19 protein-coding genes are annotated in these 22,240 nt (G+C 67.2%); 12 read left to right on the top strand and 7 right to left on the bottom strand.

What is annotated here, in order from left to right; translation table 11 throughout:
* The first annotated feature begins 1 nt into the window (after position 1).
* Positions 2-1,159 carry a methionine aminotransferase gene (locus WNB94_RS16200; protein ID WP_341391408.1) on the top strand — a complete coding sequence of 386 codons (1,158 nt, stop codon included), beginning with the start codon at positions 2-4 and terminating at the stop codon, positions 1,157-1,159.
* A 28-nt stretch (positions 1,160-1,187) separates the two neighbouring features.
* On the opposite strand, the gene WNB94_RS16195 is transcribed toward WNB94_RS16200, so the two are convergent.
* The 3 genes from WNB94_RS16195 to WNB94_RS16185 all read right to left on the bottom strand — a co-directional run bounded on the left by WNB94_RS16195 (position 1,188) and on the right by WNB94_RS16185 (position 4,366).
* Positions 1,188-2,507, bottom strand: coding sequence for an Hsp70 family protein (locus WNB94_RS16195; protein ID WP_341391407.1), 1,320 nt, complete (start codon positions 2,505-2,507; stop codon positions 1,188-1,190).
* A gap of 80 nt (positions 2,508-2,587) precedes the next feature.
* Entirely contained in the window at positions 2,588-3,250 is a 663-nt protein-coding gene (locus WNB94_RS16190; RefSeq protein ID WP_341391406.1) for a hypothetical protein, read from the bottom strand.
* A 114-nt stretch (positions 3,251-3,364) separates the two neighbouring features.
* Complete coding sequence (locus WNB94_RS16185) at positions 3,365-4,366, bottom strand: AraC family transcriptional regulator (protein ID WP_341391405.1); 1,002 nt, start codon at positions 4,364-4,366, stop codon at positions 3,365-3,367.
* A 151-nt stretch (positions 4,367-4,517) separates the two neighbouring features.
* Between WNB94_RS16185 and WNB94_RS16180 the strand changes: the two genes are divergently transcribed.
* Positions 4,518-6,101: a flavin-containing monooxygenase gene (locus WNB94_RS16180; RefSeq protein ID WP_341391404.1), complete on the top strand. Its 1,584-nt coding sequence runs from the start codon at positions 4,518-4,520 to the stop codon at positions 6,099-6,101.
* Between the two features lie 96 nt (positions 6,102-6,197).
* On the opposite strand, the gene WNB94_RS16175 is transcribed toward WNB94_RS16180, so the two are convergent.
* Positions 6,198-6,389 (bottom strand): rubredoxin, encoded by a 192-nt coding sequence (locus tag WNB94_RS16175; RefSeq protein WP_341391403.1) that lies wholly within the window; start codon positions 6,387-6,389, stop codon positions 6,198-6,200.
* Positions 6,390-6,415: 26 nt separating this feature from the next.
* The gene (locus WNB94_RS16170; RefSeq protein ID WP_341391402.1) at positions 6,416-7,576 is read right to left on the bottom strand and encodes an alkane 1-monooxygenase; all 1,161 of its coding nucleotides are present in this window, start codon (positions 7,574-7,576) and stop codon (positions 6,416-6,418) included.
* Between the two features lie 425 nt (positions 7,577-8,001).
* Between WNB94_RS16170 and gph the strand changes: the two genes are divergently transcribed.
* Positions 8,002-8,703 carry a phosphoglycolate phosphatase gene (gene gph / locus WNB94_RS16165; protein ID WP_341391401.1) on the top strand — a complete coding sequence of 234 codons (702 nt, stop codon included), beginning with the start codon at positions 8,002-8,004 and terminating at the stop codon, positions 8,701-8,703.
* A 19-nt stretch (positions 8,704-8,722) separates the two neighbouring features.
* On the opposite strand, the gene WNB94_RS16160 is transcribed toward gph, so the two are convergent.
* Positions 8,723-9,379 (bottom strand): chalcone isomerase family protein, encoded by a 657-nt coding sequence (locus WNB94_RS16160; RefSeq protein WP_341391400.1) that lies wholly within the window; start codon positions 9,377-9,379, stop codon positions 8,723-8,725.
* Positions 9,380-9,768: 389 nt separating this feature from the next.
* On the opposite strand from WNB94_RS16160, the gene trpE reads away from it, so the two are divergent.
* Both trpE and WNB94_RS16150 read left to right on the top strand, forming a co-directional pair.
* The gene (gene trpE, locus WNB94_RS16155) at positions 9,769-11,247 is read left to right on the top strand and encodes an anthranilate synthase component I (RefSeq protein WP_341391399.1); all 1,479 of its coding nucleotides are present in this window, start codon (positions 9,769-9,771) and stop codon (positions 11,245-11,247) included.
* Positions 11,248-11,435: 188 nt separating this feature from the next.
* Positions 11,436-13,727 carry a putative bifunctional diguanylate cyclase/phosphodiesterase gene (locus WNB94_RS16150; RefSeq protein WP_341391398.1) on the top strand — a complete coding sequence of 764 codons (2,292 nt, stop codon included), beginning with the start codon at positions 11,436-11,438 and terminating at the stop codon, positions 13,725-13,727.
* Here WNB94_RS16150 and WNB94_RS16145 read toward each other — a convergent pair.
* Positions 13,701-14,831 carry an acyltransferase family protein gene (locus WNB94_RS16145; protein WP_341391397.1) on the bottom strand — a complete coding sequence of 377 codons (1,131 nt, stop codon included), beginning with the start codon at positions 14,829-14,831 and terminating at the stop codon, positions 13,701-13,703. The genes WNB94_RS16150 and WNB94_RS16145 overlap by 27 nt on opposite strands.
* Before the next feature lie 249 nt (positions 14,832-15,080).
* Between WNB94_RS16145 and WNB94_RS16140 the strand changes: the two genes are divergently transcribed.
* From WNB94_RS16140 to WNB94_RS16110, 7 genes are all read left to right on the top strand, one after another.
* Positions 15,081-15,665: an aminodeoxychorismate/anthranilate synthase component II gene (locus tag WNB94_RS16140; RefSeq protein ID WP_341391396.1), complete on the top strand. Its 585-nt coding sequence runs from the start codon at positions 15,081-15,083 to the stop codon at positions 15,663-15,665.
* A 10-nt stretch (positions 15,666-15,675) separates the two neighbouring features.
* On the top strand, positions 15,676-16,719 hold the full coding sequence (gene trpD / locus WNB94_RS16135; protein ID WP_341391395.1) for an anthranilate phosphoribosyltransferase: 1,044 nt from the start codon (positions 15,676-15,678) through the stop codon (positions 16,717-16,719).
* Positions 16,720-16,737: 18 nt separating this feature from the next.
* Positions 16,738-17,538, top strand: a complete 801-nt coding sequence (trpC, locus tag WNB94_RS16130) for an indole-3-glycerol phosphate synthase TrpC (RefSeq protein WP_341391394.1) — start codon at positions 16,738-16,740, stop codon at positions 17,536-17,538.
* A gap of 1 nt (position 17,539) precedes the next feature.
* Positions 17,540-18,328, top strand: a complete 789-nt coding sequence (locus tag WNB94_RS16125) for a uracil-DNA glycosylase (RefSeq protein ID WP_445819095.1) — start codon at positions 17,540-17,542, stop codon at positions 18,326-18,328.
* A 162-nt stretch (positions 18,329-18,490) separates the two neighbouring features.
* Positions 18,491-19,411, top strand: a complete 921-nt coding sequence (locus WNB94_RS16120) for a glycosyltransferase family 2 protein (RefSeq protein WP_341391393.1) — start codon at positions 18,491-18,493, stop codon at positions 19,409-19,411.
* Between the two features lie 70 nt (positions 19,412-19,481).
* A complete protein-coding gene (locus tag WNB94_RS16115) occupies positions 19,482-20,237 on the top strand; it encodes a polysaccharide biosynthesis/export family protein (RefSeq protein ID WP_341391392.1) in 756 nt (251 codons plus the stop codon).
* A gap of 18 nt (positions 20,238-20,255) precedes the next feature.
* Positions 20,256-22,232 carry an exopolysaccharide transport family protein gene (locus WNB94_RS16110; RefSeq protein WP_341391391.1) on the top strand — a complete coding sequence of 659 codons (1,977 nt, stop codon included), beginning with the start codon at positions 20,256-20,258 and terminating at the stop codon, positions 22,230-22,232.
* Positions 22,233-22,240: the final 8 nt, after the last annotated feature.

Raw genomic sequence — 22,240 nt, 5'->3', positions numbered from 1 at the left:
GATGCCAACCACCCCCCTGTCCGTCACCTCTCGCCTGCCCCAGGTCGGCACCACCATCTTCACGGTGATGTCGGCGCTGGCGCAGCAGCACGGCGCCATCAACCTGTCGCAAGGCTTTCCTGATTTTGACGCGCCCGCCGAGCTGCTGGCCCTGCTGGGCGAGGCCGCGCGCGAGGGTCACAACCAGTACGCGCCCATGACGGGCATGCCCCTGTTGCGCGAGGCCATTGCCCAAAAGGTGCAGGGCTTGTATGGCGCGGCTTACGATCCTGGTGATGAGATCACCGTGACGGCCGGGGCCACGCAGGCCCTGTTCACCGCCATCGCGGCGCTGGTGCACCCGGGCGACGAGGTGATCGCCTTTGCCCCGGTGTACGACAGTTATGGCCCTTCGGTGGCCTTGCAAGGTGGGCACCTGGTGCCGGCCGACCTGCCCGCGCCCGTCTACCGGCCCGATTGGGCGCAGGTGGCGCGCCTGATCACGCCACGCACACGCATGATCATCCTCAACAGCCCGCACAACCCCACGGGGGCGGTCTGGACGGCCGATGACATGGCGGCCCTGGCCGCGCTGGTGAAAGACACCCGCATCGTGCTGCTGTCCGATGAGGTGTACGAGCACATGGTGTTCGATGGCCTGCGCCACGAAAGCGTGCTGCGTCACCCCGCCCTGGCCGAGCGCGCCGTGGTGGTGTCCAGTTTTGGCAAGACCTACCACGTCACGGGCTGGAAGGTTGGTTACGCCCTGGCCCCGCGCGAGCTGATGGCCGAGTTCCGCAAGGTGCACCAGTTCAATGTGTTCACGGTGCACACGCCCTCGCAGGTGGCGCTGGCGCGGTTCATGGCCCGCCCGGGGTGGTACGAGCAATTGCTGGCCCTCTACCAGGGCAAGCGCGATATTTTTCGGCAGGCCCTGGCGGGCACGCGCTTTGAGCTCTTGCCGTGCCAGGGCACGTACTTTCAGTGCGTGCGCTATGCGGCCGTGAGCGATGAGGGCGACCAGTCCTTTGTGGCGCGCCTCACGCGCGAGCACGGCGTGGCGGCCATCCCCCTGTCGGCGTTTTACCCCGATGGGCGTGATGAGGGGGTGATTCGCTTTTGCTTTGCCAAGTCAGCGACCACGCTGGAGCAGGCGCTGGAGCGGCTGCGGCGCGTGTGACAGCAAAGCACGCCGTCGTCAGGCCTGATCAGGCAAACAAGCGCGCGGCATGCAAGCCCAGACCGGTGGCCACCGAGGCCAGCCGGTCGCCGCGCACGGCCTGTGCCGCCGGAAAGGCCGCCTGCAGGCGGTCGGTCAAGGCCTTCAGGCCGGTGGAGCCACCCGTGAAGTACAGGGCATCGATCTGATCGGTGCGCAGCCCGGCCATGGCCACGGTTTCGTGGGCACAGGTCACGATGCGTTGCAGGTCGTGCGTCAGGGCCTGTTCGGCCTCGGCCGCCTGCAAGGACACCGAGAGCCCCCGCTCGATCAGGTCGAGCGCCAGCGTGGTGCCTTGGCCCTCGGCGGTGGCGATCTTGGCCCCTTCGGCCTCGCCCAGCAGGGCATGCCCCAGGCGTTGCGTGATGACGCGCATCAGGCGCGTGTGGTGCACGGGCTCGCCGTAGAAGTCGGCCATGGCACGCAGCTCGGCCACGCGGGCGGGCTGGTACACGGTGTTGATCAGGTGCCAGGTGGCCAGGTCGAAGTACACGCGGCTGGGCACGGGCCGGGGCGCTTGCCCGCCGATACTGGGCCCGAAGGCGCCCAGGCCCATGGTGGGCATGATGCTGCGCACGGACACGTGACGGTCAAAGTCGGTGCCCGCCACGTGCACGCCGTGGTTGGCGAGGATGTCGTCACGCCGGTCCAGGCGCTGCGCACGATCCGGGCCCACGCGCACCACCGAGAAGTCAGAGGTGCCACCGCCGATGTCGGCCACCAGCACCGTTTGTTCGGCACGCACCTGCTGCTCGTGGTCGAAGGCGGCCGCGATCGGCTCGTACTGAAAGGCCACGTCCGTGAAGCCCACCTCGCGGGCGGCGGCCTCCAGCGAGGCCTGGGCGGCCGCGTCGCGCTCGGGGTCGTCGTCCACAAAGAACACGGGGCGGCCCATCACCACCTGGGTCAGCGCCTGCCCGCCGGCGGCTTCGGCCTTGCTGCGCAGGTGGCGCAGGTAGGCGCTGATGATGTCGAGGTACTTCACGCCATGGCCCTGTCCCACCTCGGTGGTCTGGCCGGCCAGGGCCGTGCCCAGCACGCTCTTCATGGAGCGCATCAGGCGCCCTTCGTAGCCGTCGATGTAGGCCTGCACGGCGGCACGTCCATGGCAGCGGGGCAAGGCGTCGTGCACCGACGGGCCGGGCGTGATGCCGGGCGGCTGGTCGTCACGGTCGGTGGCGTAGAACACCGCCGTGGGCATGGTCAGGTGCTCGCCCTCCAGCGGCACGAGCCGCATGCCGCTGGCGTCTTGCTTGGGGATGGCGATGGCGGAGTTGGAGGTGCCGAAGTCGATGGCGCAATGGCTCATGCAGGTCGCAATACAGGGGCAAAGAGGGCGTTTATACCCTGTTGGCGCCGTTCTTGCCCCAGACGGCCCGCCGGCCAGGTTCAGGCGGCAGTGCGCCGGCGTGTCAACACAGGGCCCAACACGGCGAGGCCTGCCAGTGACATCCACAGCGCGTCGGCTTCAGGAACGGCCGGCATGGGCTCGCCAGCGTAGCGCAGGTTGATGTTGTCCACCTGGGCGTATACCGAGCTGAAGATCACCGAGGTCAGGTTGCTGAACTCGGCCCCGAAGGTGATGGTTTCCAGCGTGTTCACGCTGGTGTCCAGGTACAGGGACTTGACCACGGTCGTGTTGGACGAGGTGCGGCCGTACACCGAGAAATAGCGCCCGCTGGCCACGGTCCAGAACGAGGCCGCGTCCATGCTCACCAGGTCGAACAGACCACCATCGTCCTTGGTCAGCAGGAAGGCCGAGCCATAGGCGGCCGAGCCGATGTCCGAGAACAGGCCAGGCGTGCCCGTCCAGTACGGGCTGTTCGGCGTCACGGCAAACATGCGCCCGCCCGACATGTTGAAAGACACACCGCCCCGGGTGGTCAGGCTGAAGCCGTCTTCCTGGTACACCGACCCGAGGCCGAGGATGGGCGAGGTGCCCGCCAGGCTCATGTCCAGGCCATCGAAGTCCATCGTGGCGGCGTGGGCCGAGGCCAGCAGGGACAGGCCGGCGGACAGCGCCAGGGCGCGCAGGGACGAGCGGGACAGCATGAACGGATCTCCTTGAGTGGTGTGCGAGATCTTAGGTAACGCCCTTAGCGCTCGCCAGCCCCCGCCCCTCGAACAGGTGGCATCTACTCTGGGGGGTATCAGGGTGGAGCGATCTCAGCGCCCACGGTACTCGCCCGGGGTGGCGCCCGCCCAGCGGCGAAAGGCGTGGATGAAGGCGGCCGATTCGGCATAGCCCAGCTGCTCGGCGATGGCGTCGATGGGCAGGGCGGTGTGCTTGAGCAAGTGGCGGGCCTTGGCGTAGCGGGCCTCGGCCAGCAGGTCGCGGAAGTTGGCGCCTTCTTCGCCCAGCTGACGGCGCAGCGAGCGCTCTGACAGGCCCAGCGCCTTGGCCACCTCCTCGGCACCGGGGTAGCTGCCGCTGAACAAGCCCAGGTGGGTCAGCACCCGGTCTTTGAGGGTTTCGCTGCTGGCCTCCTGGGCCACGAGCTGCTGATCGCACATGCTGCGGTACATGGCGTGCGCGTTCGGGTCGGCCGAGGGCAGCTTGAGCTGCAGGTGCTCGTTGCGGATCCAGAAGCGGGCTTCGTGTTCGCCAAAGCGCACCGGGCAGCCAAAGTAGCGCTCGTACTCCAGGGCTTCGGGCGGGCGGGGGTAGGGGATGTCGATGCGCTCGGCGTGGATGTCCAGCCCCAGGCCCACCTGCATGTCGCGCACCATCTTGTAGGTGCCCGAGACTTCCCCGTCCACCCGGAAGCGGAACGCGCGGGGGTCCATGCCCATGGGGCTGAGCACCAGGGCGCTGAGCTTGTCGCCCGGCTCGAAGCGCAGCGTGCCGAACAGGTAGGTGAGGCGTTGGTAGCGGATGCCGGTCTGGATGGCCTCGTAGGCCGTGGCGCAGGTCATCAGCAGCATCACCAGCGGGCCGTAGCCGGCCAGACCATAGAAGCCGCCCAGGCGCAGGCCCGTCAGCGGGTCGCGCACGGATTCGGCCAGGTCGGCGTAGATGCGCAGCTCTCGGCTGCGCTCGATGCGGGTGCTGGGGTCCAGCTTGTCCAGGCTCAGGCCATGGCGAGCCAGCACCGGTTCAGGCTGCTCACCCAGTTGCTTGAGCCCCTGCACCAGGTAGATCAAGCCCAAGACCGAACGCGTGCTCATTTGATATTTGTCAATTAGTTGGCGTCTGAAGGGGCGGGTTAGCCCCCAAGTTGGCCGAAACGATCAATTGTGTGTCGAATCTAGCATGGCCGTGCGCCACCGCCATGGGCACCATGAACACCATTCCATCCACACAGCCCGCGAGGTGTCCATGAGCCCCACCAACCCCCCCACCCAGAATGTTCGCCATGTGGAAGTGGCCATCGCCGGCGCCGGCTTTGGTGGTCTGGCCATGGCCATCCAGTTGCAAAAGCGTGGCATCAACGATTTCGTCATTCTGGAGAAGAAGGGCGAAGTGGGCGGTGCCTGGCGTGACAACCACTACCCCGGCGCCGCCTGCGACGTGCAGTCGCACATGTACTCGTTCTCGTTCGAAACCAAATCGGACTGGACCAAGCGCTACGCCCCCTGGCACGAGATCCAGCAGTACATCCTCGACACCGTCAAGAAGTACAAGCTGCGCGAGAAGACGCTCTTAAACCAGGAAGTCGTCAGCGCCGTCTTCAACGAAGGCATTGGCAAGTGGGTGGTCAAGACCCAGGGCGGCGAGACCATCATCGCCCGCCACTGGGTGCTGGCCTCCGGCCCGCTGCACGTGCCGGCCATGCCCGAGATCAAGGGCCTGGAGAACTTCAAGGGCAAGGTCATGCACTCGGCCGAGTGGGACCACGCCTACGACCTGGCCGGCAAGAAGGTGGCCTCGATCGGCACCGGTGGCTCGGCCATCCAGTACGTGCCCGAGATCGCGCCCAAGGTGGGGCAGATGCACGTGTTCCAGCGCACACCGGCGTGGGTCATCCCGCGTGATGAGCGCAAGTACTCGGCCTTCAGCAAGGCCATGTTCAAGGCCTTGCCCTTCACGCAGACCCTGCACCGCTGGCGCTGCTACTGGACGAACGAATCGCGCCTGTGGCCCATCCTCAACCCCTGGATGGCCCGCATCGGCGAAGGCCTGCTCAAGAAGTTCATCAGCTACCAGGTGAAAGACCCGGCCCTGGTCAAGAAGCTCACGCCCGACTACACCCTGGGCTGCAAGCGCATCCTGATTTCCAACAAGTGGTACCCCACCTTCAATCGCCAGAATGTGGAGTTGGTGACCGATGCCATCTCGCACTTCACCGAAGACGGCATCGTCACCAAGGACGGCAAAGAGCGCAAGCTGGATTGCGTGATCCTGGGCACGGGCTTCATCGTCGACCCGCGCATCTACATGAAGAACTTCGAGCTGCGCGGTCGCAATGGCCACACGGTGCAGGAAGACTGGAAGGTCAGCCCCACCTCGTACTACGGCATCACCACGGCCAACTACCCCAACATGTACCAACTGGTGGGCCCGCACACCGGTCTGGGCCACAACTCCATCATCTTCATGATCGAAGCGCAGGTGGACTACATCATCCAGTGCATCGAGCTGGTCAAGCAAAAGGGCGCCGATTACATCGATGTGAAGCCTGAGGCCATGACCCGCTTCCTGGGCGAGATGACGCAGGCACTCAAGGGCACCGTGTGGAGCTCGGGTTGCAAGAGCTGGTACCAGACCGCCGATGGCATCAACTTCGCCATCTGGCCCAAGAGCACCTGGCGCTACTGGCTGGAAACCCGCAGCGTGAACGAGGCCGATTACGTGTTCGGCAAGTGCACGGGCCCCTTGTTGAGCGCCGTCGGTGGTGGCGCATCCACCGCCAGCTTGAACCTGGCCGGTGAGCAGGCCATGGCCCGCACCAGCCTGCGCTGAGCCACACCGGATCGTCACCAGCACCAAGGGCGCCTCAGGCGCCCTTTGTCATGGGGGGAACACCGCTCAGGCCTTCAGACCTGAGCGGCCTGGCGCTCAGTCCAGCGCCATGAAGTCGTCCTTGGAGGACGAGCAGTCCGGACAGCGCCAGTCTTGAGGCACCTGCGCCCAGGGGGTGCCGGGGGCGATGCCCTCGGCGGGCCAGCCCTGGGCTTCGTCATAGATGAAGCTGCAGCTGCCGCATTGCCATTGGGCGGTGCCCGCCGCCGCTGAAGGGGTGTTGTTCATGGTGTCACTCACAGTGCTGCTGTCGTTCATTGCGCGCCGGGGCGGCCGTACTTGGCCATGATCTTGGCGCGGGCGGCCGGGTGGATGTTGGCGCGGCTCAGGTCACCCTTGTAGTGCTGCACCACGCGCTGGTTCATCAGCGCAAACCACAGCGGCGGGAAGTAGGCCACGGTGATCATCAGCGCATAGCCCGAGGGCAGCTGCGGCGCATCGTCAAAGTGCCGCAGGGCCTGGTAGCGGCGGGTGGGGTGCGCGTGGTGATCCGAGTGGCGTTGCAGGTGGTACAGCAGGATGTTGCCCACGATGTGGTTGCTGTTCCACGAGTGCTCGGGTTCGCAGCGCTGGTAGCGGCCATCGGGCAGCTTCTGGCGCAGCAGGCCGTAGTGCTCCACATAGTTCACCACCTCCAGCAGCGAGGCGCCGTAGACCGCCTGCAGGATCAGGAAGGGCAGCACGACCGGGCCCAGCCAGGCCACCAGCCCGCCAAAGAGCACCAGGGTCATGGCCCAGGCCTGCAGGTTGTCGTTCGACAGGCTCCAGACCGACTTGCCCTGGCGGTTCAGGCGCTCACGCTCCAGCGCCCAGGCCGAGCGCAGGCTGCCCATGACGGTGCGCGGCAGGAAGCGCCAGAAGCCCTCGCCCAGGCGTGAGCTGGCCGGATCTTCCGGCGTGGCCACGCGCTTGTGGTGGCCGCGGTTGTGCTCCACATAGAAGTGACCGTAGGCCGAGGGCGCCAGCGTCAGCTTGCCCAGCCAGCGGTCCAGCGATTCCTTTTTGTGACCCAGCTCATGCGCCGTGGCAATGCCGATGCCATTGAAGCCACCCACGCCCATGACCAGGCCGATCATCTCGTACCAGGCCAGATCGTGCGTGGCCGCCAGCCAGGCGCCCATGATGGTGCCGGCAAACTGGAAGGGGATGAACAGCCACAACAGGGCGCGGTAGAAGAAGTCGCCGTCCAGCTGGGCCACCACCGACTCCGGCGGGTTGCTGAAGTCCTCCCCGAACAGCCAGTCCAGCACCGGGATGAGGGCGTGCACAACGACAGGAAAGAGCGCCAGCCACAGGCTGTGCCCGGTTTGCTGGAAGGCCACCAGGCTGACCAGCCCGATGAGGGGAATGGCTGGGCTGAGCAGCCAGAGGTAGCGTTTGTCCGACCAGTCGGACGCGTTGGCAAGGGTGTTCACTTCAGGTCTCCAGAGAATGCCCGGGGCCGATGGGCGCCGGTGCGTGGAGTGCACTGTGTCGACCTTGCCCACGCCAGCCCAGCCGCACAGCGCCACAGACCTGTTGCGATGCGCCAGCGGCCTGGTGCTGTTTGATCTGGATCAGACGACCGGCCTGCCCCTCGCTTGCGTTTGCTTACATGATCAGGCCCGCTGGCCCCCCTTCAGAGGGAGGCGCCCACGCCCGTCCGGCACCTATAGTGACTGCATTGAGAGACGAAGCTGTGCGTCGCTCATGCAACCAAAGATCCAGCGAAACAGGCAGGCATCAACGCATTAAAAATTCAGGAAGGACAATTCACAGCACGGCAGGCTTCGGCCTGCGTCTGGCCGATCGGGGTGACCCGGTCGGCCGTTCTTTTTTGGGTATCGGTCACAATCGTGACATGCCTGAATTTCACGCCGCCATCATCGACCTCGACGGCACCATGGTCGACACCCTGGGTGATTTCGTCGTGGTGCTTCAGCACACCCTGGCCGACATGGGCTGCCACGCCATCGAACAAGCGCGGGTGGACCGCGACTTCGTCGCCCACGTCGTGGGCAAGGGCACCGACGACCTCTTGCGGCGCAGCCTGGCCCATGCCTGGGGCCTGCCCGACGATGCGCCGGAGGCCGTCGCTGCCGTGCCTGAGGCCTGGGCGCATTACAAGCAGCACTACGAGCGGCACAACGGTCAGCACGCCGATGTTTTCCCCGGTGTGCCCGAGGGGCTGCAGCGGCTGCGCGCCCTGGGGGTGCCGCTGGCCTGCCTCACCAACAAGCCCACCGCCTTCGCCGAGCAGTTGCTGGCGGCCAAGGGCCTGCGCGGGCACTTTGCGCACGTGTTTGGTGGTGATGCCTTCGAGCGCAAAAAGCCCGACCCGCTGCCCTTGCTCAAGACCTGTGAGGCGCTGGGCGTGGCGCCCTCACACACCCTGATGGTGGGCGATTCCAGCAACGATGCGCAGGCGGCGCGCGCCGCCGGGTGCGAGGTGCTGCTGGTGACCTACGGCTACAACCACGGCCACGACATCACCGAGGTGCCCGCGCTGGCCCACGTGGCCCGGCTGGACACGGTGGACTGGTCGCGCTGGCTGCGCCCTTGACGCCTTTGACGCCCTTGACTCACTCCAGGGCGTCAAGCACGCCCACGGGCTGCTGATCCAGCAAGGCGATCTTGAGGTCCTGGGTCACGGGTTTGGGCCCGATCCACGTGCGCAGCACGGCGGGGTAGAACAAGGGCTCGGTGATGGGCAGCCCGGCGGGCTCGCCGTTGACCAGGAAGAGCGTGCCCCGGTTGGGCACGTGTTCGATGACGAACACGTCGCCGGCGTTGAGCCGCCGGATGCCGGCGAACTGCTCACCCATGGCGCGGATCGAGGGGATCAATTTGAAGAACTCGGGGCGCGAACTGTTGAGCTCGATCCCCCGGGTGATGGCCTTGCCGATCTCGTCCACCCGCATGCCTTGCAGCATCACGAAGCGCAGGCGGCGGGGCGTGCTCATGTCCAGCACCTCGGTGGGGTTGCTGGTTTTGGTGGGCAGGTACAGGCCCACGGTGTACAGCTTGACCAGGGCCCGGTAGGCCACCCCGGTGCCATTGAGCGACAAGGTCACGCCCTCCACCCGCAGGCTGTCGGGGTAGTTCACCCCCACGGCGTCTGCGCCCACGGCCGCCGCCGGCTGGCTCATGCCCAAACCCATGCCCAGTCCCAGGCACAACCACAAGGCCACGGTGGGCCTGGCAAGCCTCACGCGGCCCGTCCAGAATGCAAAGCTCATGTCGATCCAGAAGTGACGTCCACCGACCATGCGCGCAGCGCCGATCGGTACGGGGATTGTTACGCGACGAAGGTCGCTCGCAACCTGGGTTTGCCCTTGTTCGGGGCGATGCCATGACACGCAGCGTCGGGCAGGTGGCCCCTGCTACACTGAATCCATGTTCGTCCCTCGCAAACAGACCAAAGGTGCGCACGACCGGGGAGCCTGGCCCTGGCGGTGATGCCATGTGCCTGACGGGTTCGCGTGCCGTGATCATAGGCGGTGCGCCAAGCCCCCGACACCTTCAGGCGGGTCACCAGGGTGTAAATGAACGTGACACCTGGCGCCACCTGACGGTCTGAGAGACGCATCCGGCGGCGCAGGCCGCCCCGGGCTGGAGGCCCATCACCATGATCACCCGCGCTGAATTCGATTCCCTGGCCGCCGCCGGCCACAACCGCATCCCCCTGGTCGCCCAGGCCCTGGCCGACCTCGACACCCCGCTGTCGCTGTACCTCAAGCTCACGCAAGGCCAGCCTTTGAGCTTCCTGCTCGAATCCGTGGTGGGTGGCGAGCGCTTCGGGCGCTACTCCTTCGTGGGTCTGCCGGCCCGCACCCTGGTGCGCTCCACCGGCCGCCACATCGAGGTGGTCACCGATGGCGCCGTGGTCGAAACCCACGAGGCCAATCCGCTGGACTTCATCGAGGCCTATCAGGCGCGCTTCAAGGCGGCGGTGCCCCGGGGCCTGCCGCGGTTTTGCGGTGGTCTGGCCGGTTACTTCGGCTACGACACCGTGCGCCACATCGAGCCGCGCCTGGCCAAAACGCACAAGCCGGGCGGCATCGGTACGCCCGACATCCTGCTGCTGCAGTGCGAAGAGCTGGCCGTCATCGACAACCTGGCCGATCGCCTGTTCCTCATCGTCTACGCCGACCCGGCTCAGCCGGGTGCCTACGAGCGCGCGGTCGAACGCCTGGCCGAGCTGCAGTCCCGCCTGAACGCCGTCGTGCCCGTGCCGCCCGTGGCGCCCACCGAGTCCTTCCCGGTCGAGCGCCACTTCGCCAAGGCCGACTTCGAGGCGGCGGTGCTGCGCTGCAAGGAATACATCGCCGCCGGGGACTGCATGCAGGTCGTCATCGGCCAGCGCCTGCAAAAGCGCTTCACGGCCTCGCCGCTGACGCTGTACCGCGCGCTGCGCTCGCTCAACCCGAGCCCCTACATGTACTACTACGACATGGGCGACCACCATGTCGTGGGCTCCAGCCCCGAGATCCTGGTGCGCCAGGAGAAAAACGCCGACGGCGGCGAGACTGTCACCATCCGCCCGATCGCGGGCACCCGCCCGCGTGGCACCACGCCCGAGGCCGACCTGGCCCACGAGCAAGAACTGCTGGCCGACCCCAAAGAGCGCGCCGAGCATGTCATGCTGATCGACCTGGCGCGCAACGACATCGGGCGCATCGCCAAGACGGGCTCGGTGAAGGTGACCGAGGCCTTCGGCATCGAGCGCTATTCGCACGTCATGCACATCGTCAGCAACGTTGAGGGCACGCTGAAAGACGGCATGAGCGCGCTCGACGTGCTGCGCGCCAGCTTCCCGGCGGGCACGCTCAGCGGCGCGCCCAAGATCCGCGCCATGGAAATCATCGACGAGCTCGAGCCCGTGCAGCGCGGCGTCTACGGCGGCGCCGTGGGCTACCTGAGCTTCGCGGGCGACATGGACGTGGCGATTGCCATCCGCACCGGCGTCATCAAGGACCAGACCCTGTACGTGCAGGCCGGTGCGGGCGTGGTGGCCGATTCGGTGCCCGAGCTCGAATGGAAAGAAACCGAGGCCAAGGCCCGCGCCGTGGTGCGCGCCGCCGAGCTGGTTGAACAGGGGCTCTGACCCCCCTGACCCCCTGACCGCCGCTGCGCCCCTCTGAATCAGGGGGGTGTTGGTGTGGAGAACGCACGGGCTCGCCGGGAATCCACCCTTGCCGGCCGCCGTCGGCGCGGCGATGCTGAGCACCTGACGTGGCCCCATGTGGGTGTGTGTTTTTCGTGCTCTACCCCTATCTTTTTTACATTGCGGTCATGCTGGCTTCGGCCAGCGCCCTGCTGTTGGTCTGGTACCGAGATCGTTCGCTGATCTTCGCCGGTCTGCTGGGGGCCGCCCACCTGCTGTATTGCGTCAACCCGGTGGCCTACTGGGCGTGGCGTCAGCCCGATCCGCTCATCCATGGCGTGGGCTTTGCCGGCCTGGCCCTGGTGGCGGCCGGCACCCTCACACTCTTGATCGGCGGCGCCGCCCACCTGTCGCGGCGCGTGTGGCCCGAGCGTGGTGGCCCCATCCTGTTCACGGTGCAGGCGGTTTTTGCCGCAGGCTTGCTGGCCATCGACAGCCGTTTGGCCCAGGGCGGCTTTGCGGCCACGCACACCCTGGTGGGGCTCATCGTGTGCTGGTGGTTGTGGCCCTTTGGCGGCGGGGGGCGGCTGGTGGGCGTGTTGCTGTTGCTGCTGGGGCTGAACCACTTTCCCTTCGCCATCTGGGGCGAGGTGGCCGTGCCCATCCAGACGGCGGTGGCGGCCGTCCTGCGCTTCAGCCTCACCCTGGCGCTGCTGTACGCCGCGATGCTGCGCTCCACCACCCGCGCCAACCGCCTCAAAGACCGCTTTTTTGCACTCACCGAACGCTCTCATCAAGGCGTGGCGGTGGTGCGGCGCGGCATGGTCACCTACGCCAACCCGGCGTTTCGCAACATCTATGGCATGGACCAGGGCAGCCCGGCGCCCGAGGTGTTTTCGGCCGAATGGGTGGCGCGCACCGTGCCAGAGTCCGAGCGTGCCCGCGCCTCGGCGCTGGCCGCCAGCGTGCTGAGCGGCGAGCTGGAGCAGGCCGAGTGGGATGGCGAGCGCTGCTCGCTCGACGGACGCACTCTGTACCTGCGCTTCAAAGCCTGGCAGGTGGACTGGGATGGGCTGCCGGCCTTGCAGGTGGTGGTCTCCGACGAGACCGAGCGTCGCGTCGCCTCGCAGGCCCTGGCCTGGCGCAGCCGCCATGACGAGCTGACCAGCCTGCCCAACCGCCAGGCCCTGCTGGAGCGCCTGTCCAGCGCCTGCGACGAGCCGCCCTCGTCGGGCTTTGTGCTCTTGCTGCTGGACCTGGACCGCTTCAAGTTCGTCAACGAGGCCCATGGACACCAGGTGGGCGATGCCGTGTTGGTGGCCCTGGCCGACCGCCTTCAACAGACGGTGCGCGACCGTGCCGAGGTGATGCGCCTGGGCGAAGACGAGTTTGCCCTGGTGGCGCCCGCCTGTGGCGACCTCGCGCGCGCCGCCGCCGACCTGACCCAGACCGTGCGCCAACTGCTGGCCGACCCCCTGCCGGTGGGGGCACACCACTTCTACATCGACGTCTCCATGGGCGTGGCCACCTACCCGGCCTCTGGCACCCGCCCTGAGCCCCTGCTGCAGGCCGCGCACGCCGCCATGCACGAGGCCAAGCGCATGCCTGGCACCTCGGTGCAGTTCGCGGCCGACCACATCAAGCAGGACATGGCCTCGTTCTTTGACGCCGAGCAGGCCCTGCGCAGCGGTCTGGTCAACCACGAGTTTTCGCTGGTCTACCAGCCCAAGGTGTGTGCCGCCACCGGGCGGCTCACCGGCTTCGAGGCCCTGGTGCGCTGGGACCGCCCTGGGCACGGCCGCGTGAGTCCGCTGGATTTCATCCCGGCCGCCGAGCGCACCGGCTTGATCGTGCCCCTGGGGGCGCAGATCCTGGAGCAGGCCTGTCGCCAGCAGGCGGCCTGGATCCAGGCGGGTTTGCAGCCCGTGCCGGTGGCCGTCAACGTCTCGCCCGTGCAGTTGCTGGAGGCGCAGTTCCCCGCACGCGTGCTCCACACCTTGAAGCAGCATGCCGTGCCGCCCGCGGCCATCACGCTGGAGATCACCGAGTCGGCCGCCGTCACCCACATGGAGCAGGCGCTCGTGCACATCCGCCAGTTGCGCGAGCAGGGCGTGGCGGTGGCGCTGGACGACTTTGGCACCGGGTTCTCGTCCTTGAACATGCTGCGCAGCCTGCCCTTGCAGACCGTCAAGATCGACCGCAGCCTGGTGGACCCGATGCCCGAGGCCGAGGCCGTGGCGGTGGTGCGGGCCATTTGTGACCTGGCCTCGGCCTTGCGGCTCGACGTGGTGGCCGAAGGGGTGGAGAGCCCTGAGCACGCCCAGTCGGCCCGTGAGGCGGGCTGCCAGGCCCTGCAAGGCTTCCTCTACGCCCGCCCGCTGGAGGTGAGCGCGGCCACCGACTGGCTGCGTGCAGCGCAGTTGGCGGCGCACGGCCCCGTGCAGGCGCTGATCTCAGGCCGCCTGCCGACCTCGGTCTGACCACCCCCGCAAGGCCCGCTGGGCTGGCGCTTCAATCCACCGGTAGGTGAGGGCGGCCAGGCCGAACGTCAGCGTCAGGTAGCCCAGCAGCCACCAGGGCGAATGCAGGGGCAGCCGCGACGGATCGGCCCCGCTGAGGTTGGCCACCAGCAACTGCAGCGGAAAATGCAACAGGTAGCTGGCGTAGGTGGTGTGGCCCAGGGTGCTCAGCCAGCCCGCCGTGCGGCTGGAGCGCGGGTGCACCACGGCCAGCAGCGCCAGCATGCCCAAAGGGGCCAGGGCCGCCAAGTAGAACATCGGGCGCAGCAGCCCCCAGGCGGCCAAGGCGGTGCTGCCGGCCAGGCCGGCCACCACGACCACGTTCATGGCCAGTTGCCAGCGTTCGCCCGCCTGACGCACCCAGTGCCATACCGCGTGCGTCAGACCGCCCAGGTAGAAGAAGAACAGACACAGCACCAGCGGGTGCGCCGTCAGCTTGAGGGCGTACACCGCGCCCATGGCGGCGATCACCACACCGATCTGCCACGGGCGCACCCAGCCCAGCCGGCTGAGCGCGAAAAACACCGCATAAGCCAGCACCTCGATCGAAATGCTCCAGATCGGCCCGTTGAACGACCACTCGTTGCGTCCGGCCCAGTCGCTGGCCAGGAACAACTGCAGCATGAAGTTCTCTACCGTGTTGTGAGGGTAGACATAGTCTTGCCCGCCGGTTTGGGCGCGGTACCACGCGATCAGCGGCAACATGGCCAGCAGCGTCAGCAGGTGCAGGGGGTACAGGCGCGAAAACCGCAGCCAGGCAAAGCGCCCCGCCGCCACCCGCCCATCGGCCACCGCCTGGCCGTACTTCCAGAAAAAGATGAATCCCGACAAGGCCCAGAAGGCCTGCACACCCAGCCAGCCATGGCCATAAAACGGCGCCAGCCACGACGCCCAGGGCTGCCCCCCGTGGTCGTGCACCATGTCGGCGTGTACCGGCCCCACCACATAAAACTGCTGGTAGTGCCACAAGAGCACCGACAGGGCGCACACAAAGCGCATCACTTCCAGGCCCAGCAGGGCAGGGGCGGCGCCCTGGGCGCGTGAAACATCATTCTGGGCTGACATAGAATGTGATCATGCAGCAAGCTTCAGTCACGACCACCCGCTCACTTCGGGGCCACCGTTGGTGGCGGTGACGCCATCGCCTGACTGAACGACCCTGCGCGCCTCCCTCCCCTGCGGCGCTGCCCAGACCAAGGGTCCACGCCAGGGGCGCGCGTCTGGTACAACGCCAAGCCAGACCGTCATGCCAACCGACAACCATGTCATGACACGGGGCGCCAGTGTGCCCCGGCTGCTTCGAGGAACGCGTTCATGCTGCTGATGATCGACAACTACGACAGCTTCACCTTCAACCTGGTGCAGTACTTCTGCGAGCTGGGTGAAGAGGTCAAGGTGGTGCGCAACGACGAGGTCACCCTCGACGAGATCGCCGCCATGAAGCCCGACCGCCTGGTGCTCTCGCCCGGCCCCTGCTCGCCCGCCGAAGCCGGTGTGTGCGTGCCCGCGCTGCAGCGCTTCACCGGCCAGTTGCCCATCCTGGGCGTGTGCCTGGGCCACCAGAGCATCGGCGCCGCCCTGGGCGGCAAGGTGATCCGCGCCCGCGAACAGATGCACGGCAAGACCAGCGTCATCACCACCGACGAGCAGGGCGTCTTTGCCGGCCTGCCCAAACAGTTCACCGTGATCCGCTACCACTCGCTGGCGATCGAGCGCGCCACGCTGCCCGAGTGCCTGCACATCTCGGCCACCACCGACGACGGCGAGATCATGGGCGTGCGCCACAAGGGCCCACAAACCGACCCGAACTTCGCACCCCTGGAGGGCGTGCAGTTCCACCCCGAATCCATCCTGACCGAGCACGGCCACGCCATGCTGGCCAACTTCCTGAAGATGTGAGGCGCCCGTCATGAGCCAGATCACCGACCAGCAAGCCCTGCAGCGCGTCATCGAGCACCGCGAGATCTTCCACGACGAGATGCTGGGCCTGATGCGCCGCATCATGACCGGCGAGATGTCGAGCGTGGTCATGGCCGCGCTCATCACGGGCTTGCGCGTCAAGAAAGAGACCGTGGGCGAGATCACGGCAGCCGCCCAGGTCATGCGCGAGTTCGCCACGCCGGTGCAGGTCGATGACCGTCACCACATGGTCGACCTGTGCGGCACCGGCGGCGACGGCGCCCACACCTTCAACATCAGCACCACCGCGATGTTTGTGGCTGCGGCCGCCGGGGCCCGCGTGGCCAAACACGGTGGGCGCTCGGTGTCGTCGTCGACCGGCAGCGCCGACGTGCTCGAAGCCCTGGGCGTGGGCATCAACCTGCAGCCCGCCCAGGTGGCCCAGGCCCTGGCCGAGACGGGCATCGGCTTCATGTTCGCGCCCAACCACCACGGTGCCATGAAGCACGCCGCGCCCGTGCGCAAAGAACTTGGCGTGCGCACCCTGTTCAACATCCTGGGGCCGCTGACCAACCCGGCGGGCGCGCCCAACCAGCTCATGGGCGTCTTCCACCCCGATCTGGTGGGCATCATGGCGCGCGTGCTGCAGCGCCTGGGCTCGAACCACGTGCTCGTCGTGCATGGCAGCGACGGCCTGGATGAAATCACCCTCAACGGCGACACCCAGGTGGCCGAGCTCAAAGACGGCGAGGTGCGCGAGTACCGCATCCACCCCAGCCAGTTCGGCATCGGCGAGCACGACGGCTCTTTGCTCAAGGCCCAGAACCGCGAGATGTCGCTGGCCGTGCTGCGCCGCGTGCTGGCCAATGAGCCCGGCCCCGCCCGCGACATCGTGTTGCTCAATGCCGGGGCCGCCCTGTATGCCGCCGACGTGGCGCACAGCCTGGCCGATGGCATCGAACGCGCCCGCGAGGCCCTGGCCTCGGGCCGGGCCGCCGAGAAGCTGGAGCAATTCGTGCAGACCACGCAGCGCCTGGCCGCAGCCCAAGGCTGACCCCCGAAAGAGACGACCATGTCCGACATCCTGCAAAAGATCGTCGCCGTCAAGCACGAAGAGATCGCGCTGGCGCTGAAAACCCGTTCGCTGGCCGAGGTGCGCACCCAAGCCGAGCAACGCAACCGCGAGCTGGGCGATGTGCGCGATTTCACGGGCGCCCTGCGCGCCAAGATCGCTGCCGGCCAGGCCGCCGTCATCGCCGAGGTCAAGAAGGCCAGCCCCAGCAAGGGCGTGCTGCGCGAGCACTTCGTGCCCGCCGACATCGCGCGCAGCTACGCCCAGCACGGCGCCGCCTGCCTGAGTGTGTTGACGGACGAGCGCTTCTTCCAGGGCGCCGAGGCCTACCTCAAGCAAGCCCGCGAGGCCTGCAGCCTGCCGGTGCTGCGCAAGGACTTCATGGTCGACGCCTTCCAGGTGTACGACGCCCGCGCCATGGGCGCCGACTGCATCCTGCTGATCGCCGCCTGCCTGGACGACGCCCAGATGCGCGACCTCGAAGCCCTGGCGCACGAGCTCGGCATGGCCGTGCTGGTCGAGGTGCACGACGGTGACGAGCTGGACCGTGCCCTCAAGCTCAAAACGCCGCTGGTGGGCATCAACAACCGCAACCTGCGCACCTTCGAGGTCACGCTGGACACCACGCTGGGCCTGCTGCCCCGGGTGCCGGCCGACCGCCTGCTGGTGACCGAGTCCGGCATCCTGGGCCCGGCAGACGTGCAGCGCCTGCGCGATGCCGACGTGCACGCCTTCCTGGTGGGCGAGGCCTTCATGCGCCAGCCTGAGCCGGGCGTGGCGCTGGCGCAGCTCTTCCACTGACGTGCCCGATCTCTTCGCTGACACCCCTGCGCCCGCGCTGTCTCGCCCGCTCGACGAGCTCTTCGACGCGGTGCCCGCCGACTGGCGCCCGCTGACCGATGCCTTTCGTGCCAGTGCGGTGGGCCGCGCCCTGATCGACCGTGTGGACGCTGCCCGGGCCGCCGGCGCGCTCATCTACCCGGACGAGGTGTTCCATGCGCTGCACCTCACGCGCCGCGCCGAGGTGCAGGTCCTCATCCTGGGCCAAGACCCGTACCATGGCCCGGGTCAGGCCCATGGCTTGGCCTTTTCGGTGCGCGAGGGGGTGGCCATCCCGCCCAGTCTGCGCAACATCCGCAAAGAATTGCATCGTGACCTGGGGCTGGCGGCCCCTGCCCATGGCAGCCTCGTCGCCTGGGCGCGCCAAGGCGTCTTGCTGCTCAACACGTCGCTCACGGTCGAGGCCGGGCGGGCCGGCAGCCACGCGGGCTGGGGCTGGGAGGCGCTCACCGATGCACTGGCCCAGGCCGTCGTGGCCGACGCGGGGCCCCGTGTGGTGATGCTCTGGGGGGCCCACGCCCACCGCAAGGCGCCCCTGTTACAGGCGGCGCGCCAGGCCTCGGGGCATCCGCCAGAGGGTCTGCTGGTGCTGCAAAGCAACCACCCGTCGCCGCTGTCGGCCACGCGCGGCCCGGTGCCCTTCATGGGCTGCGGCCATTTCGGCGTGGCGCAGCGGTTTCTGCAGGCGCGTGAGCGCGCGCTGTCCTGGCAGATTCCATCGGTCCATCAGGACGACCTGTTTCACACCTGAAACACCTTGTCGCTGTTGTAGGCAAATGTCACGCTCTTGTGCAGTTTTTCGCACATCTGGCGCCATAGCGCCCCCGCGCACCCGCTTTTAAGGGGTGGATTGACACATGTGGCGTGGGAGGCGCGCCGTACACTGGAATTCCCTTAGATCGTCCCACGTCCCATGCCCCAGTCAGACACCGACTGCCCCGCAGACGATGCCCTGCCGGCGCTGGGCGTCACCATCGTCAACTACAACACGGAGGCCTTGACGCTCAACTGCGTGGCCTCCCTGCTGGCCCAGAAGATTGCCAGGCCGCAAGACATCTGCGTGGTGGACAACCTCTCGCCGGATGGCTCGGGCGAACGCCTGGCGCAGCGCTTGCCCGAAGGGGTGCGCCTCATCCAGTCCGGCCGCAACGGCGGGTTCGGGGCCGGGGTCAACATCGGCGTGGCCGCACTGGACACCCCCCTCGTGCTGGTGCTCAACCCGGACACCTACTTTCAGCACAACAAGGCCGATGTGATCCGCGCCCTGTTCGCCAGCACGCCAGACTTGGGCGTGGCCGGACTCAAGCTGGTCAATCCGGATGGCAGCCTGCAGTACTCGGCGCGTCGGTTTTATTCCTTGCTGGACATCCTGGCGCGGCGCTCGCCGCTGGGCGTGCTGCCGCCGCTGCGTCGCCTCTCCAGCACCCACCTGCTCAAGCGCAACTGGATGGGCGCGCCGTTCCAGGCCGACTGGGTCATGGGCACGGGCTTCGTGGTGCGCCGCAGCGCCTTCGATGCCGTGGGGCGCATGGACGAGGGCTACTTCCTCTATTTTGAAGAAGTGGACCTGTGCGCCCGCATGTGGGTGCACGGCTGGCAGGTCATGGGTGTGCCCGAGGTTGAACTGGTGCACGAACACCAGCGTCACAGCCAGGCGGGCATCTGGTCCACGTCGGGCCAAACCCACCTCAAGAGCATGTTCCGCTTTTTCAGCAAGTTCGGGGTGCCCTGGGTCTACCGTCCGCGACGCAGCCGCATGAAGGCGGCCTACCTGCAATGGCGCCGCCGCGTGGTCGAAGGCTCGCAAGACATGCGCACCGACCACCCCACCTGATGGCCCGTGCCCGTACCATGTCGCTTTGCGCCGGTCGGGTCTGGGCCCGGGTTTCACTGAAGTCTTCATCATGCAACGTCTTGTCCTGTTCCTGAGCTGTCTGGTGCTTGGCGCCTGCACCCCCATGGGCAACCTCAAGCCTTCGGGCCCTGTGCGCTACCTCACCGCGCAAGACATCGAGGCCATGGCCGCCGAGCCCACCCGCATCCAGCCAGGTGACACGCTGCGCATCACGCGCGACGCGGCCGAGGCCACGCTCGACATCCGCAACCTGGTCGAAGACAGCCAGACGCAGTTGTATGTGGTGCGGCCCGATGGCAGTTTTTCGTTCCGTCACGCCGGGCGGGTCGAGGCCGCCGGCAAGACCCCTGATCAGCTCGCAGCCGAACTCAGCGAGCGCCTGGCCCCGGTGTTCCGCCAGCCCGGGGTCACCATCAACATCACGGCGTCGCCCAGCAGCCGCGTGGTGATTGGCGGTGCGGTGCGCAACCCCACCTCGTTCGAGATGACCGCGGTGGCCACCTTGCAACAGGGCCTGTTCGCCGTGGGCGGCCTGCTGCCCGCTGCCGACCCCACCCACATCGCCTTGCTGCGCCTGGACGCCCAGCAGCGCTACCAGCTGTACTTCATCGACATGAGCAAGCTCTTGTCGCCCGTGGCCGGTGGCGTGGCCACCATGCCCTTCCGGCGCGGTGACATCCTGTTCGTGCCCAAATCGGCCGCGGGCAACGCCGGCGATGGGGTCGAGGTCTACATCAACCAGTTGTTGCCGTTCTCCCGTTCGCTGGGTGTGGGCTACACCTGGGGCGAGACCCGCGTGAAGTAAAGGGAAGGCCTCGCCACCATGATCGAGATCCGTTCGTTTCGCGACATCGTTCGCCTGTACTACATCTTCCGGCGCACCTTCCTGGTGGCGCTGCTGGTCACGGCCTTGCTGATCACCGCCGGGGCGTTCTTCTGGCCACCCAGCTACACCTCCGAATCCCGCTTGCTGGTGCGTGCCGGCCGCGAGAACGTGACCGTGCCGCTGGACGTGGGCGAGCGTCAGGCCTACACGCCTTACGCCACCCAGCGCGACCCGATCATCGACGAAGAAAAGATGCTCACCGGCCAGCCGGTGGTCATGCAGGTGGCCCGCCTGTACCTGGACGAGTTGTCGCGCATGCCGCCGCCCCAGGGCTGGAAGCAGGTGATCAAGGCCCGGGTCAATGGCGTGCTGCTGTCGATGCTGGAGGGCGTGCGCAGCGTCACGGTGATGCTGGGCCTCAGCGAGGCGCAGTCGCCCGAGGAGCGCCTGGCCAAGAAACTGGCCAAGAAGTTCAGCGTCTCGCACGGCGTGGGCTCCAACGTCATGGAGTTGAGCTTCACCTGGGACGACCCGCTGGTGGCGCAACGCATCATGCAGACCTGGATCAAGGCCTACACCGACGAGCGCACCATGGTGCTGGGCCGCAAGAGCCTGGTGCCCTTCTACGATGGCAAGGTGCGTGACACCGACCAGCAGATCGAGTCGCTCAAAGAGCAGATGCGCACGCGGCTCATCCAGATCGACGGCATCAGCGCCCAGGAGCGCCTGACCTCGCTCACGCGCCGCATCAACGACCTGCGCGATCAGCAGGCCGAGGCCCAGGCCGAGAAGCTGGCCATCGAGCAGGGCGTGGCCTACGCCGCCGACCGCGTCAAGCGCATGAGCCCTGAAGTGGTCTCTGAGCGCGAGGTGGGCCTCAGCCCGGCCTACCTGGCCATGAGCGCACAGCTGGCCGAGCTCAAACGCCAGCGCACCGATGCCCTGCGCGTGTACAAAGAGGGCGCGCCGGCCCTGGTGTCCATCAACGAGAGCATCGCGGCGGTCGAGGCCCAGCTCAAGGCCGAAGAGCGCAACACCCAGCGCGCCGAGCGCCGCAGCCCCAACGAGCTGGGCGTGCTGATGGAGCGCAACCGCCTTGAAAAGTCCCTGCGTTTGCAAGAGCTGCGTTCGATGATCTCGTCGTACGAGCGCGAGCTGGAGACCCTGGGGGCCGCCCGTCGACAGGTGCTCAACCAGGAGCCCGAGCTGGCCCGCCTGGAGCAGGCCCTGCAGGTGGCCGAGCGCAGCCGCTTGCTCTACCTCGACAGCCTGGAGAAGGCCCGCATCGACCAGGCCCTGGACGACAACCGCATCAACAACATCGCCGTGGTGCAACAGGCCTCGTTCAGCCCCAGCCGGTCCAGCCCCAAGAGCCTGATCCTGTTGATGCTGGCCCTGCCTGCCGGCGGCATGGTGGGCCTGCTGGCCATCTACCTCAGCGCCCTGATGGACCAGCGCATCCACGATGGTGGCCGCATGCAGACGCGTTTTGGTGTGCCACTGTGGAGCAGCATCAAGGACGTGCAGCCCGGCCAGGAAGACAACGAGTTCCATGCCAGCCTGTTGCGGGTGGTGGGCACCCTGCCCATGGACCAGGTTCGCGACAAGGGCCTCACCCTGGGGTTGGCGTCGTCGCGCAAGGGTGAGGGCGTGAGCTTCCTGATCATGCAACTGGTGCTGCAGCTCAAGGCCATGGGCCTGACGGTGCGCGTCAATCCCGACACGGTGCAACGCCACCCTGGTGAGGTCATCTTGCTCAATGGCTCGAACATGATGGCCAGCCAGTCTGCCTTCATGCGCCTGCGTGAGGCCGACCTGATCGTGCTGGTGGTGGAGGCCCGCACCAGCCTCGTGCCGGCGGTCGAGAATGCGCTGGGCATGTTGCGCACCGCCTTCCGTCGTGTGGACGGCATCATCCTCAATCGCCGCCGCTACGAGGTTCCCGAGAAGGTCATGCGTTTCCTGCAGCGTTGAGGTGCACC

Source organism: Aquabacterium sp. A3, from assembly GCF_038069945.1.
GTDB lineage: Bacteria > Pseudomonadota > Gammaproteobacteria > Burkholderiales > Burkholderiaceae_C > Aquabacterium.
Note: the sequence above shows the minus strand (reverse complement) of the source record. Positions and strands in the feature narration are given on the sequence as shown.